This window comes from Arcicella sp. LKC2W (genome assembly GCF_034931005.1).
Classification (GTDB): Bacteria; Bacteroidota; Bacteroidia; order Cytophagales; family Spirosomataceae; genus Arcicella.
The window spans coordinates 242438-256196 of record NZ_JAYGIN010000012.1; the positions used below are offsets into that span (position 1 = coordinate 242438).

14 protein-coding genes are annotated in these 13759 nt (G+C 34.9%); 11 read left to right on the plus strand and 3 right to left on the minus strand.

The window, feature by feature from the left end; all coding sequences use genetic code 11:
* Window positions 1-26 precede the first annotated feature (26 nt).
* Entirely contained in the window at window positions 27-1766 is a 1740-nt protein-coding gene (locus VB796_RS11890) for an ATP-binding protein (RefSeq protein WP_323346762.1), read from the plus strand.
* Window positions 1767-1938: 172 nt separating this feature from the next.
* Here VB796_RS11890 and VB796_RS11895 read toward each other — a convergent pair whose 3' ends face one another.
* Window positions 1939-2361 carry an OsmC family protein gene (locus VB796_RS11895; protein ID WP_109742958.1) on the minus strand — a complete coding sequence of 141 codons (423 nt, stop codon included), beginning with the start codon at window positions 2359-2361 and terminating at the stop codon, window positions 1939-1941.
* A 96-nt stretch (window positions 2362-2457) separates the two neighbouring features.
* On the opposite strand from VB796_RS11895, the gene VB796_RS11900 reads away from it, so the two are divergent.
* From VB796_RS11900 to VB796_RS11915, 4 genes are all read left to right on the plus strand, one after another.
* Window positions 2458-2916, plus strand: a complete 459-nt coding sequence (locus VB796_RS11900) for a LexA family protein (protein WP_323346763.1) — start codon at window positions 2458-2460, stop codon at window positions 2914-2916.
* Window positions 2913-4178: a Y-family DNA polymerase gene (locus VB796_RS11905; RefSeq protein WP_323346764.1), complete on the plus strand. Its 1266-nt coding sequence runs from the start codon at window positions 2913-2915 to the stop codon at window positions 4176-4178. The genes VB796_RS11900 and VB796_RS11905 overlap by 4 nt, the downstream gene beginning before the upstream one ends.
* Before the next feature lie 145 nt (window positions 4179-4323).
* Window positions 4324-5220 (plus strand): OmpA/MotB family protein, encoded by an 897-nt coding sequence (locus tag VB796_RS11910; protein ID WP_323346765.1) that lies wholly within the window; start codon window positions 4324-4326, stop codon window positions 5218-5220.
* Window positions 5221-5428: 208 nt separating this feature from the next.
* The gene (locus VB796_RS11915; RefSeq protein ID WP_323346766.1) at window positions 5429-6328 is read left to right on the plus strand and encodes an OmpA/MotB family protein; all 900 of its coding nucleotides are present in this window, start codon (window positions 5429-5431) and stop codon (window positions 6326-6328) included.
* Window positions 6329-6561: 233 nt separating this feature from the next.
* Here the strand turns inward: VB796_RS11915 and VB796_RS11920 are convergent, their stop codons facing one another.
* Together VB796_RS11920 and VB796_RS11925 are read right to left on the minus strand one after the other, a co-directional pair.
* Window positions 6562-7467 (minus strand): prohibitin family protein, encoded by a 906-nt coding sequence (locus tag VB796_RS11920; RefSeq protein WP_323346767.1) that lies wholly within the window; start codon window positions 7465-7467, stop codon window positions 6562-6564.
* Between the two features lie 273 nt (window positions 7468-7740).
* Window positions 7741-8208 (minus strand): DUF962 domain-containing protein, encoded by a 468-nt coding sequence (locus VB796_RS11925; RefSeq protein ID WP_323346768.1) that lies wholly within the window; start codon window positions 8206-8208, stop codon window positions 7741-7743.
* Window positions 8209-8446: 238 nt separating this feature from the next.
* On the opposite strand from VB796_RS11925, the gene VB796_RS11930 reads away from it, so the two are divergent.
* The 6 genes from VB796_RS11930 to VB796_RS11955 all read left to right on the plus strand — a co-directional run bounded on the left by VB796_RS11930 (window position 8447) and on the right by VB796_RS11955 (window position 13759).
* A complete protein-coding gene (locus VB796_RS11930; RefSeq protein ID WP_323346769.1) occupies window positions 8447-9025 on the plus strand; it encodes a thymidine kinase in 579 nt (192 codons plus the stop codon).
* Entirely contained in the window at window positions 9010-10878 is a 1869-nt protein-coding gene (locus VB796_RS11935) for a two-component regulator propeller domain-containing protein (protein ID WP_323346770.1), read from the plus strand. The genes VB796_RS11930 and VB796_RS11935 overlap by 16 nt, the downstream gene beginning before the upstream one ends.
* A gap of 21 nt (window positions 10879-10899) precedes the next feature.
* Window positions 10900-11652 (plus strand): DUF4905 domain-containing protein, encoded by a 753-nt coding sequence (locus VB796_RS11940; protein ID WP_323346771.1) that lies wholly within the window; start codon window positions 10900-10902, stop codon window positions 11650-11652.
* Window positions 11621-12580 (plus strand): LysM peptidoglycan-binding domain-containing protein, encoded by a 960-nt coding sequence (locus VB796_RS11945; protein ID WP_323346772.1) that lies wholly within the window; start codon window positions 11621-11623, stop codon window positions 12578-12580. The genes VB796_RS11940 and VB796_RS11945 overlap by 32 nt, the downstream gene beginning before the upstream one ends.
* Window positions 12581-12686: 106 nt before the next feature.
* Window positions 12687-12854 (plus strand): hypothetical protein, encoded by a 168-nt coding sequence (locus VB796_RS11950; RefSeq protein ID WP_323346773.1) that lies wholly within the window; start codon window positions 12687-12689, stop codon window positions 12852-12854.
* Window positions 12855-12988: 134 nt separating this feature from the next.
* The gene (locus VB796_RS11955; protein WP_323346774.1) at window positions 12989-13759 is read left to right on the plus strand and encodes a TIGR02757 family protein; all 771 of its coding nucleotides are present in this window, start codon (window positions 12989-12991) and stop codon (window positions 13757-13759) included.

Consider the following 13759-nt stretch of genomic DNA (forward strand, 5'->3'; position numbering starts at 1 on the left):
TTTTCTATAAAAAATTGTATAAAATAATGGATAGTCTTAAATACGCCACGAAGTTAATAGGAATTTTGGTATTACTTCAATTTTATAGTGTCACGGCTCAAAATACTAATTACCCTAATATTGATGCTATTTATACGCAAACTCAATTAGAAGATTTAGTGAAAAAATATGAACGCAAACGTGATACTTTGGGCTTAGCTTATACTTATTGGGCGTATGCCAAAAATCAAGAAAAAGTTAGTGGTATGAATACGTCTCCGCTGACCAATTTTCGGAAAAGTATGGAGTGTTTTAGAGCAATTAAAGACTCGTCAAATTTCTATGATGTTCGTGGGGCAATCGGGTCTTATTTTATGGACAGACCATTTATCAAACAGTATGCTCAGGAATATATTCAAAGTGCGGTTGATTATTTTCGTACCAAAAAGAAGTATAGCAATGAAATCGGGCATTTAATAAACTTAGCCAATATTAATATTCACAATGAAAATTATGTTTTGGCTCAACAAATGCTACAAAGAGTAGAGTTTTTGAACACCAAAATCCACGATGAGGCATTTCGAGGGCGTTTACATTCTTCATATTCTGACTTATACGCTCGCCAAAAACAGTACGAAAAAGCGATGGCTCATGCAAAAATTAGTTTAGATATTGGCAAACGCTTAAAAATTGACTGGCTCGAAGCTCTTTCGCTATACTTTACGGCCAAATGTTTGGAAGGCTTAAATAGATACGATGAAATGATGGTTTATCTGGAAGAAAGCCTAAAAGTCACCGAAAATAATGTCAATCTCATTCAGCTTCGAGAATCCGTTTATGACAATCTGCATTATTATTATTATCGGAAAAAAAACTATACACAGGCTTATGCCTATGCCATCAGAACAAAGCAAACTTTAGAGACTATTTATTTTTCTAAAATCGAAAGTGATGTTCGTTCCTTCAATGAGTACCGATTATTGGAAAATCAGAAAATTATCATTTCAAAAATTGCCCTCGAAAAAAAATTGGCAGAAATTGAATTAGATAAACTTCGGTCGAGGCAACAATTATACATTGTCACGATAATTTTGACACTTTTATTCTTATTACTCTTCACTTACATTTTCATCAATCGCCGAAGATTAAGCCGATTAAAAGCCATTCAAATTGACAAAAACCTGCATATTGAAACACTCAACGCTTTAATTAACGGTCAGGAATCGGAAAGAGTGAGAGTTGCCCAAGAATTGCACGACGGTTTGGGAACGATGCTTTCACGGATGAAAATCTTGGCGGGAAGAGGTTTGCCACAAGAAAAAATAACCCAGATGATTGATGAAGCTTGTTCGGAAGTAAGAAATATTTCGGGCAATTTACAACCCAATACCTTGAGTAATTTTGGTTTGATTAGAGCCGTTCAAGACCTTGTTTTTAAGCAAAATAGTACAGAACCCATCATTATTTTTCAATATTTTGGAGAACCATTTGAAATAGAAAATAAGAAAAGTTTAATGGTTTATCGCATCATTCAAGAGTTATTGGCAAATTCCCTCAAACACGCTCAAGCTACCGAAATATTAATTCAAGTGATATTTTCAGAAGATAACAATATTACATTAACCGTAGAAGATGATGGGGTAGGGTTTGATGAAAATCAAGTAAAAACGGATAGTAATGGCTGGACAAATATTCGTTCAAGGGTGAATTATCTGAGCGGAACAATAAATTTATATACCGATAAAGGCACGTCGGTAACGATTTCTATTCCATTTTCGGGGGAATGAAAATTTTAAGAGTGAGGCAGGTTTTTGTTTATCTCGGTTCGGTGTTGTATTGATAGTGAGATTAACCGCTGACAGGGCAAAAAGCCGCTGTCAGGGCTAATTCTAAAACCCTGACAGCGGCTTTTGCCCTGTCAGCGGTTATTTTTTAGTTGATACAACCGCTAACCACTATTTAAGCATTAATCTCAAAACTATGCGTAATCTCTGCCGAAGGACTTAACTGTGCCGTGGCTGAACAATATTTTTCCATCGACATTTCAATGGCTTTCTTGGCTTTATCTTCCGAAATATTTCCTTTAAATTTAAAGTGAACGTTGATTTTACGAAAAGGAGTCATTTCTGTTCCTTCAATTTTTTCACGTTCTCCCGATACTGAAATTTTCAAATCTTCAATCACCTGACGTTGTTTTTTCATAATCAAAATCACGTCAATGGCTGTGCAACCGCCCAAACCCATCAACAATAATTCCATCGGGCGAGAGCCTGCGTTGTGTCCGCCAATATTTTCGGCAGCATCTATGTGTACGGGTACGCCCGACATTCCTTGTGCCTCAAAGTGAAAGGCATCGTCAACTCTTACTAATTCTACTTGCATTAACTTAAAGATTATGTATTAATTTCACAACAAACATAGGGCTTGCGAAAGTTCAAATCAAACAAATGGTATTATATTTGAGAAATTTTGACGACTATGACATTAACTTACGACGGTGAAATCCAGTTTTTTAGTATCAACGATTCAGACATTGTTGAACTCAATAAATACCTCATGCCCGTAGAATGTGGTACATCAGCAACGGGTTTTCCGAGTCCTGCCGATGATTATGTAGATATAACATTGGATTTGAATGAATTTCATGGCGTTAAAAAACACACTTGTTATTTGGTAGAAGCCCGAGGAGATTCAATGATTGATGCGGGAATTTCAGACCGTGATATTTTGATAGTTGATACTACGCTTAATTACCGTGAGAATGACATTGTAATTTGTAGTTTAAATCATTTCTACATGGCAAAAATCATCAGAAGAGTGGGAAATAAGCTCTTTTTGATTTCTAAAAATCCCAATTTTCAGCCCGTTGAAATTCAAGAATCAGACGATTTTAGGGTATTTGGCGTGGTGAAAGGTCTAAGCCGAAAATTCAGATGAACAAATGGTTTGGTTTAGCAGATTGTAATAATTTTTATGTTTCCTGCGAGCGTATTTTCTCCCTTTCTGCACGAGATATTCCTGTCGTTGTCCTCTCCAATAATGATGGTTGTGTCATTTCTCGTTCTCAAGAAGCCAAAGATATGGGCATTGAAATGGGCGTGCCTCTTCACAAAATTTCAGATTATATTCACAAAAAACAACTTGAGTATTTTTCAAGTAATTACGCACTCTATGGAGATATTTCTTCAAGAGTAATGAATTGCTTAAACGACCTTTGTCCAGCCGTGGAAGTGTATAGCATTGATGAAGCCTTTTTGGATTTAAGCATTATTCCTGACGAAGAATTATATGATTTTGGAGTAGAAGTGAAGCACAAAATTGGTAAATGGACTAAAATTCCAGTCAGTATTGGCATTGCTCCTACAAAATCTTTAGCAAAAGTGGCTAACCGTTACGCCAAAAAATATCATAAAATCGAAGGTGTATTTGTGATAGATTCCAAAGAAGTTTTAGAAAAAGTATTGACAGAAACACCCATTGAAAGTGTTTGGGGAATTGGGCGAAAGCACGGTAAATTCTTGAAAAATCATAATGTAAATACAGCTTTAGAGTTTACAAAATTACCAGAGAATTTTATTAGAAAACATTTTTCGATAGTTGGCTTAAGACTTTATCGAGAACTCAAAGGGGAATCATGCTTGAGTTTGACGGAAGTAACGGATAAAAAAAAAGCCATTCAATATACTCGTTCTTTTGGAAGATATGTAAATACGTTACAAGATTTGGAAGAAGCTCTAACAACTTTTGCGAGTAAATGTGCCGAAAAATTACGTAGTCAGCAAAGTTGTACCAATGCTGTGAGTATCTATATTCGAACAAACCCTTTTAATAAAAAAGCTCAATTTTATAATAGCATCACCTTAAATTTTGATATTCCGACAAATAGCACAATGGAAATTCAGCAAAAAGTTATTTGGGGGCTGAAACAAATTTTTGTGCAAGGTTATGATTATAAAAAAGCAGGTGTTTGCGTAACAGGATTGGTGCCAAATGATGCCATTCAAGGAAACTTGTTTAGACAAGAGGCTGATGGTAAGTCGCAGAAAATCAGCAAATTGATGGATTTGGTTAATGCAAAATTTGGAAAAGACACCATCACTTTTGCCGTTCAGGGAAGTAAATCCAATTGGCAAGGCAATGCTGGAAAAATAAGTCCAAGATATACCACATTTTGGAAAGATATTCCTAAAGTAGAGTGAAAATGGATGTCTGGTATGATTTTTTAACAAGATATACTTGAAAATATAAAACGATAAAGCATGACAAAAAGGTAAGATTTATGGCTTTATTTCGTTCTCAATACGGTAACAACACAAATTCAAAACCAACAAATAGCATCAAAATATGAAAAAAATAATTTTGTTAGCCGCATCAATCGCCATGATGTCGTCTTGTGTAAGTAAGAAAAAATTGGCTGAGGCTCAGGCGGAGTATTCAGCTTTCAAAGCAAGTTCTGAAAATAGTATTGCTAAAGTGCGTACAGAATTGAGAGATTGTGAAACATCAAAAATTACTTTAGAGTCAGACCTCAAAAACAGAGCGGGAGAAGTAGAAGCGAAAGCAAAACAAGTGAAAGCATTAGAAGACCAAATTGACTATTTAAAGAAGACAAATACCAACCTTTTGGATAGAATGTCAGACCTTTCAATCGTGAGTAAGGCAGGAGCAGAAAGCATCAAAAAATCATTAGAAACGCTTAACGACCAAAGTAAATATATCAAAGATTTGAACTCGTCGGTGCAACGTAAAGATTCATTGAATTTAGCTTTAGTGATGACTTTAAAACGTTCATTGGCAGATATTAACGATGAGGACGTAACAGTAGAAGTTAAAAAAGGAGTAGTTTATATTTCTATTTCTGACAAAATGTTATTTCAGTCGGGTAGTGCAATGATTAACTCAAAAGCAGAAGTTGTTTTAGAGAAAGTATCTAAAGTCGTGAACGACCATAAAGAATTAGATATTTTGGTGGAAGGACACACCGACAATGTGCCAATTTCAACAGATTGTATTAAAGATAACTGGGATTTATCCGCCAAACGTGCCACTTCAGTTGTTCGTTTATTACAAACTAAATTCGGTATTGCTCCAGAACGCATGACTGCTGGTGGACGTTCAGAATATGCTCCGAAAGAAGCCAATACAGCCGAAACAGGACGTAGAAATAACCGTAGAACAGAAATTATCGTAACGCCAAAACTTGACCAATTCTTCCAAATGTTGGCAAATGGGCAAAAATAATTGTTAAAAAATAATTTTCAAGTCGTTAGCGAACACTTAGATATTCAGATATTTAAGTGTTTGCTAACGACTTTTTTTGTTGAGAAGTCATTTTTCATATCCTTTTGAGATAAAAACAGCACGGTTTTTGATAGTATATTGATTAGCTGACCGCTAAAATTTGAATCTGAAAAGATTTGAACGTAACCCATTAAAAATCAATATACCCATGAACAGAATTACTGTATTTATTTTGTTTGTATTAGTCACGTCCTCATGTGTAAGTAAGAAAAAATATGTGGAAATGCAAGATGAATACTCAAGTTTCAAAGCCACTTCTCGGAATACCTTATCAAAAGCTAAAATTGACATCAAAGACCGTGATAAACAGATTTTAACCTTCGAAACAAGCACAAGACAGAAAGAAAAAGAGTTGGAAGTTCGGGCTAAGCATATCAAAGTGCTTGAAGACCAAGTAGATTTTTTGAAGAAAACCAATACCCGACTTTTAGACCGCATGACTGACCTGACAATGGTTAGTAAAGCAGGGGCAGAGAGTATCAAAAAATCGTTGGAAACCCTCAACGAACAAAGCCAATATATTGAAAATATTAACGCAACAATTCAGCGTAAGGATTCATTGAATCTATCGTTTATGGTAGCTCTAAAACGTGCTTTAAATGATTTCTCAGATGAAGATTTGAATATCAAAGTAAAAAAGGGATTGGTGAGTATTTCTGTATCAGATAAAGTGTTTTTTCCTTCAAATAACACGAATATGAGCCAGAGAGGAGAATTTGTGATAGAAAAGTTAGCAAAAGCTCTCAACGACCATCGTGATTTAGATATTTTGGTAGAAGGGCATACAGATAGTTCGCCTATTTCGGCAGATTGTATCAAAGATAACTGGGATTTAAGTGCCAAAAGAGCAACTACAATTGTACGTTTACTTCAAACAAGATTTGGTGTTTCTCCTGATAGAATGTATGCAGGCGGACGCTCTGAATATTCCCCAAAAGAATTTACAGGCAATGACGCCAATCGCAAGCTAAACCGCCGAACGGACATTATCATTATGCCTCGTTTAGACCAGTTTTTTCAAGATATTGTCAATGGACAAGTGAAATAACAGTTATCAGTTATCAGTGAACAGTTATTAGTTATCAGTGAACAGTTATTAGTTATCAGTGAACAAAAATAAAAAAGTATAAAAAAAAAGCCATTTTGGGAACTAATAATTCCCGAAATGGCTTTTTCACTGTTCACTGTTCACTGTTCACTGTTCACTGTTCACTGTTCACTGTTCACTGTTCACTGTTCACTGTTCACTGTTCACTGTTCACTGTTCACTGTTCACTGCTGTTATTTATCTCCCAAAATGAATGGAGCATTTCCTTTTCCTCCCATAATAATTACCTTCGTATTGGGTGATTTTGCAATTTCTTTTTGAGCTAAAATTGATTCATACTGTAACTGTTTATCACTCAACCCCAGTGATAAAATCTTTTGGTAGTCAGCAATGCCTTGTGCTTCAACACGCTTACGTTCAGCTTCTTGTTTTTCTTTTTGAAGTACAAATTGCATCTTTTGTGCATCTTGTTCAGCATTGATTTTAGATTCAATACTTTGTTTTACCGATGTTGGAAGATTAATATTTCTAATCAAAAGTTGCTCTAAAAAAAGCCCTCTTGTTTTAAAATCAACTTCGATAGATTTAAAAATACGATTTTGAAACTCCTCTCTTTTTGTTGAATAAAGTGACACTGCATCGTAATAAACAGCATTATCTCTGATTTTAGTCCGAGTAATCGGGCGAACAATTTTGTTCTGATAATCAACCCCAATTTCTCTTAAAATTTTGGGCGTTTCACTTGGAATAACCTTATACAAAACGGTTAGGTCTATAATTACTTCCAATCCGTCTGCCGTTAAAACCCTAATAGCGTCATCACCTTCTTTTAGTCCCTCATCATGAACCGCAGACATAGTATAATTTTGAGTTTTAATGTCAAACGTTTCAATTTTTGCAAAAGGATTTACAAAATTTAAACCACTTGAAAGGGTACTTTGTCCGACGTTTCCAAATAATGACTGAACGCCTACTTCACCTGCATTAATTTGTTTAATACCCGATGAAAATAAACCTAAAATAATAAAAATGCCACCTGCCACTTTAGCAGGACGAGAAAAACGTGCAAACGTTAATGATGGTGTATTAATAGCAAATCCAGCCATTAATACCACAATACCTAAGAAAATTAAGAACATTGTTTTGGTGATTAAAATTATGATATAATTTAAGCTTTGGTTTTTAAAGTTTGTTCTGAATGAATTACAAAACAAAACCGCATCAAATATGAACTACTTGATGCGGTTTTATCCTAAAATAGTATGGATGGCTATTTTTAGGTATAAGGTCGTAGGTATGAGTTAAAATGTTGAAGTGGGAGCTATAAATAAATGAGTTTTTTTGAAAATGTCTTAGTATTGTGGAACTCAAATGTGAAATAGCCTCATACCTCATACCTCATACCTCATACCTTAATAACTAATTCCCAGCCGCTCATAAATGAAACTCATTAACCAAGCGGGGCCAATCATTAAAAATTGTAAGTCTTTGAAAAATGAAGGTTTTTTGCCTTCTACTTTATGTCCCCAAAATTGACCAATCCAAGCCAATACAAAAACAGTGATACAAACTTGCCAAAGTGGGGCAAATCCAGATTGTTCAATGACATAACAAAGATAAGTACACACAGCAGCAAATAGTAGAAGCCCGATAGAGAGTGTTTTGGACAAAGAGAAGTAATAAATTAAAGTTAATCCTAATACAATTAAGGCTACATTACCTTCAATGTCACCAAGATTAAAAAAAGAGAGTTTAATACTGAAGAGTAAACCAACAACGCTGAAGAAAATGAGTGGAACACAAATCCAGTGGACAGTTTTGTTCGTGGGGTTTTGATGACTTTCACCATATTCGGCGAGCCATTGATTAATTGTTTTCATGGTATTTTAGTGATAGTGTGGGTGAATAATATCAAAAATACAAAATCGTCTTTAAAAAGTCAAATTAGAATCATCTTCAATTGTATTATTTTTAGATTTCTATAATATTTATACTTGGAGCGATATTATTCTTATTTTACCTAAAAAATATTACAAATGTTGATTCGTTTTCCACTAACTCCAAAATCTCGTATCTTCGTAAACAATTATTTTCACCCTTAACTATTCCATTAAAAACGTGTTTATTGAGCCTTATCATAATCAACATCAGCAAAACGAAAAACGTACAGGTTGGATAGAAGTCGTTTGTGGTTCTATGTTTTCTGGCAAAACAGAAGAACTCATTCGCCGTCTCAATCGGGCTAAAATTGCCAAGCAGAAAGTAGAAATATTTAAACCTGCTTTGGACACACGTTATCACGAAGAAAACATTGTATCGCATAATTCTTTAATGATTCGCTCCAGACCCATTCAGTCTGCACAAGAAATTTTATTGCTTTCTGGCGATTGTGACGTAGTTGGTATTGATGAAGTACAATTTTTTGACTCAGGAATAGTTGAAGTAGTAAATAGCCTTGCCAGTTCAGGCAAACGAGTTATCGTTGCAGGGCTCGATATGGATTTTCAAGGTAAACCATTCGGAGCAATGCCCGCATTGATGGCAATTGCCGAGTACATCACCAAAGTACACGCAGTTTGTGTAGTTTGTGGAGATGTAGCCAATTATTCATACCGAAAAACCGCCGCCCAAGAGCAAGTAATGTTAGGTGAAACCGATAGCTACGAAGCAAGATGCAGAAAATGTTTTCATTTGTAAAAGTAAGATTTCTGGAGTTATCTTTTAATTGTCCGACTTTCCACAGACAATTCATTGTGTTGTGCCTTTTGTTTTTTTCAATCAGTTTCACAACTTTTGCCCAAATTGGTACTTGGCAAACACATTTCAATTATTTGAATACCAAAGATGTTGCCATTGTAGAAGGAAATATTTATTGTGTTTCCGAAAATGGTTTTTTCTACTACGATACTGCTGATAATCAAGCCATTAAATTATCGAAAATTGATGGTTTAACAGAAACAAGTATTGCTAAAATTAAGTATAATTCAATCACAAAAACACTGGTTATTGCCTATCAGTCTGGAAATATTGATTTATTGACCGTCAATTCCAATGGTGAACCTCTCAAAATATTCAATGTCCCTTTATTGAAAGAATCAACTTCAGTTCAAGGAAATAAAAAAGCAAACCATATTGAAGTTAAAGGTAAAATAGCCTATTTGGCTTTCGACTTCGGTTTAGTGGTTTTAGATATTGAGAAACAAGATATTCGAGAAACGTATCAAAATTTAGGTAATAATGGCTCATTAATCAATATTTATAAAACGGTTTTCACACCTGATAGTATTTATTTATCAACTTCACAGGGAATCAGAGGAGCAAAGTTTGCTTCAAATATCAATCTTCAATTTTTTGGAAATTGGAATACCTTAATCAATCGAAATTTATCCATTAGTAATTATCAAAATGGATTAATATTGGCTTCTGATATTGGCGAAATTTTTACGTATCAGAATGGTAAATATAATAATTTTCTCAAATTTTCAGAAAAAATTGAAAATATCGAAAATATAAATAATAAAGAATATTTTGTAAAAACTTTAAATTCTATAAATATTTTAAATACAGATAATTTTAAATTAAATAAAATTACTGAAATTAAAATTGTTCAACCCAAAACACTGCAAGCTGACACACAAGGGAAATATTGGCTGGCTGATTATACAAATGGATTGTTGAGTAATGCTCAAGGAAATTATAGAACTTTTAGCCCAAGTAGTACCGATACACTTTATCAGACTCGGAAAGATTCTGTTGTAACAGACTTAGACGGAAATCGTTGGGTAAGACAAGGGGATTATGGGGGAATATTAGTGGAAAATCCTAAAAAACAACGACAATTGATTTATACAGGTGTTGGCTCAGGAAACTTGCCAAGTAATTCTGTAAAGTCTTTGGCATTAGACCAAGATGGACAAATGTGGGTAGGCACAGACAGAGGTGTTGTGGTTTTTGATAGTCCTAATGCTGTTTTTAGTGGGAAGAATTTTGATGCTTATACACCTGTATTTGAACGAAGACGATTGTTGGGCAACGAAACCGTTACGGCTATTGCAGTTGATGGTGGTAATAGAAAATGGATGGGGACTAAAAATGGTATCTTTTTGTTCAATTCAGACGGGACAGAATTAGTTAGCAATTTCACCGAAAAAAACTCACCACTACCCACCAATGAAATATCCTATATTACGGCTGAACCTAAAACTGGCGAAATTTATATTCGAACAACAAAAGGGATGATTTCGTATCGAGGAACGGCAACTGAAGGAAGTTCAAAGCAAGATGAAAATGCCGTAAAAGTATTCCCCAATCCAGTCAGACCAGATTTTGAAGGACAAATTGGGATTGAAGGATTAGTCGAAAATGCTTACGTAAAAATTACGGATGTAGCAGGAAATTTAGTATATGAAACTCGTGCCAATGGAGGAACAGCCGTTTGGAATGGTCGTACATTATCTGGTGGGCGGGTAGAAACGGGGATTTATTTAATTTTTAGTGGCAATGCAAAAGGGGAGGAGACTTTAGTAAGTCGTTTGGCAGTGGTAAAGTAAAAGTTTGCGAAAATATCAGCAATGAAACAAAAAATCAATCATACATTATCAGGGAAAATTTGGAATACGGCTTTTGGCGGTGATTATGCTGCTTTAGAAATTCGTGATGAATTAAGTCGTCAAGTGAGTTTTTCGGGCATTAATTTATTGACAGGAAATGTATTATGGGAAAACAATCGTCCCGAAAAGTCTTGGTGGTTAGGTTTAGTGGGCATATTCAAAGAATACTTGATTTTACATAAATATTCGTCTCAACAAAAACCAGAACCAGAAGGCGTTTTAATCCTCAATATACAAACTGGAGAGGTGATTCAACGTTTAGACAACTGGGTTTTCTTTGATTTTAAAGATGATATATTAGTCGTTTATCAGTTAGAAAATAATTATCCAATCTATAAAAATATTGAGTTGCATGAAAATAGACCTTCCATCACTCAATTAGACAATCACACAGCTACTTCATCGGTAATTCATTACCCTGAAGATAGCCCTCATTTTCCTACAATTTTTAAATTTTTGTATCGTTTATTGGGGATAGAAGCCCAAAAAGCAGTAGATTATCTCGAAATAAGTAACAAGATTATAATTTCTTATTATATTTACAGAGAGAAATCATTCCAAAACTATCTTTTAGTGACCAATAGAGAGCGAGAAATTTTACTAAACGACCTCATTGCAGAAACCGAAGGTGTTGGAATAGATACTTTTACAGTGAAATCCGATACTTTGTTATATGTTAAAAATGAAACTCAATTCATCGGTTATGAACTATAACCCAAAATCCGCCCTTAAAACAGCTCTTACTTGTGCTTTAACCTCAGTGATGTTCTCGTCTTTTTCTGCTGAAACCGTAAAAGATTCTATTGGACTAAAAAGGGAGGGAGGTAAGTCGTTTGTTTTGTATAAAGTAGCTCCTAAGCAGACTTTATTTTCAATTGTAAAACGCTATGGAAGTTCAGTTGCTGAGTTTAAGGCAGCCAATCCAGGTGTTTCTGAAAGCGTTCAGGTTGGGCAAACTATCAAAATTCCTTATAAAGGTTATGTGGTAGCAACTGCTCCTGTGAATAAATCTGTACCTTCTCCGCCAGCAACTATACCAACACCAACAGAATCGGTGAAAATGGTTTCGCACGTGGTAGAATCAGGACAAGGTTTATACTCAATTGCAACGAAGTACAAAGTTACAATGGCAGATGTGCGAAAGTGGAATAACTTAACGACTGACCAATTGACAGCAGGTCAAGTACTTATTGTTGATGCCCGAGAATATGAGAGAGCTAAAAAAGCAGGAGATTTACCAGCTAAAGGAGAAGTAGTAAAAGTTGAAGATACTAATTTGGGCAGTAATGTAATAAATACAAAACCAACAACAGAACCAGATGTTAGCGATGCGAAAACATCGTCCGAAACTTCAAAAACTTCATCAGGTTATAAGAAAACGATTGAAACAGGTTTAGCAGAATTAATAGATGTAGAAGATAAATCTGGAAAATATTTAGCTCTTCACCGTTCAGCTCCAATTGGAACACTCGTGAACGTGAAAAATTCATCAAACGGACAAAGTATTTGGGTAAAAGTGGTTGGAAAATTACCAGATATTGGTAGCGATAAAGTAATAATCAAATTATCGCCAAGAGCATTTGAAAAATTGAATCCTTCTGATAAACGAATTAGAGCTGAAATAAGCTATATGACCCCTTAATTCAGTGAACAGTTATCAGTAAACAGTTATCCGAAAATGAATTATTTTGCTTTTGGTAAACTTTTTTTACTGATAACTGTTAATTGGTTACTGAATACTGTTAACAATGCCACGCAACAAACGACAAATCACTTTCGGACATATCGTATTTAATGTCCTCTATACATTGGCATTTCCAGCCATTGCTACCTTTGCTTTTCTCTACACAGTTATCGTTTGGGTATTTTCCATTCCTTCAAGAATCATTGCTTTCTTTGGCTCAAAAATTAAGTAAAACAAGTGTTGGTTGTAGGGAATTTGCAAAATAGAACGCATGAAAGTTATTGGCTTACAGTAATTTAATCATTCGCTTTCTCGCAAATCGCTTTTCGCTTTGAATATTACTTTACCATTCATCCCACTCTCAAAATGACTTCCTACGTTGCTGATTTATTAGAAGAAAAGTATTTGCAGTACAATCAGCCAAATTTTATTCCCAACGACCCCGTTTGTATTCCTCATCTTTTTTCACGCAAACAAGATATTGAAATCATGGGTTTTTGGGCGGCAGTTTTGGCATGGGGGCAGCGTAAAACCATCATCAATAAGTGTAAAGAATTGATTGAGTTGATGGATAATTCGCCGTATGATTTTGTAGTTAATCATCAAGATTCTGACTTAAAACGTCTTCTGAATTTCAAACATCGTACCTTCAATGCTACCGATACCCTGTATTTTATCGCTTGGTTTCAAGACTTTTATCATAGACATGAAAGCTTAGAAGAAGCATTTTTGTATGAAAATTCAAATCAAGAATTGAATACCAAACAGCATCTGATAAATTTTCATGACCGTTTTTTTAGTTTAGAAGATTTTCCAGAACGAACGAGAAAACACATTGCTACGCCAATCAGAAATTCTTCTTGCAAGCGTATCAATATGTTTTTGAGATGGATGGTTCGTCAGGACGATAAAGGTGTTGATTTTGGTATTTGGACAAATATAAAAACATCACAATTGATTTGCCCTTGCGATGTCCATGTTGATAGAGTTGCACGCCATTTGGGACTTATTCAAAGACCTAAACCAGATTGGACGACGGCGGTAGAATTAACAGAAAATCTCAAAAAACTTGACCCAAATGACCCTGCAAAATATGATTTTGCCCTTTTCGGCTTGGGAGTTGAAGGTGAAATGTAA

Bases quoted from the DNA above. Each gene is read 5' to 3' on its own strand.
- VB796_RS11925 (WP_323346768.1), bottom strand. From the start codon at position 8,208: ATGAAAACAATTAATCAATGGCTCGCCGAATATGGTGAAAGTCATCAA.
- VB796_RS11890 (WP_323346762.1), top strand. From the start codon at position 27: ATGGATAGTCTTAAATACGCCACGAAGTTAATAGGAATTTTGGTATTA.
- VB796_RS11940 (WP_323346771.1), top strand. From the start codon at position 10,900: ATGAAACAAAAAATCAATCATACATTATCAGGGAAAATTTGGAATACG.
- VB796_RS11920 (WP_323346767.1), bottom strand. From the start codon at position 7,467: ATGTTCTTAATTTTCTTAGGTATTGTGGTATTAATGGCTGGATTTGCT.
- VB796_RS11895 (WP_109742958.1), bottom strand. From the start codon at position 2,361: ATGCAAGTAGAATTAGTAAGAGTTGACGATGCCTTTCACTTTGAGGCA.
- VB796_RS11945 (WP_323346772.1), top strand. From the start codon at position 11,621: ATGAAACTCAATTCATCGGTTATGAACTATAACCCAAAATCCGCCCTT.
- VB796_RS11915 (WP_323346766.1), top strand. From the start codon at position 5,429: ATGAACAGAATTACTGTATTTATTTTGTTTGTATTAGTCACGTCCTCA.
- VB796_RS11950 (WP_323346773.1), top strand. From the start codon at position 12,687: ATGCCACGCAACAAACGACAAATCACTTTCGGACATATCGTATTTAAT.
- VB796_RS11935 (WP_323346770.1), top strand. From the start codon at position 9,010: ATGTTTTCATTTGTAAAAGTAAGATTTCTGGAGTTATCTTTTAATTGT.
- VB796_RS11900 (WP_323346763.1), top strand. From the start codon at position 2,458: ATGACATTAACTTACGACGGTGAAATCCAGTTTTTTAGTATCAACGAT.
- VB796_RS11905 (WP_323346764.1), top strand. From the start codon at position 2,913: ATGAACAAATGGTTTGGTTTAGCAGATTGTAATAATTTTTATGTTTCC.
- VB796_RS11955 (WP_323346774.1), top strand. From the start codon at position 12,989: ATGACTTCCTACGTTGCTGATTTATTAGAAGAAAAGTATTTGCAGTAC.
- VB796_RS11910 (WP_323346765.1), top strand. From the start codon at position 4,324: ATGAAAAAAATAATTTTGTTAGCCGCATCAATCGCCATGATGTCGTCT.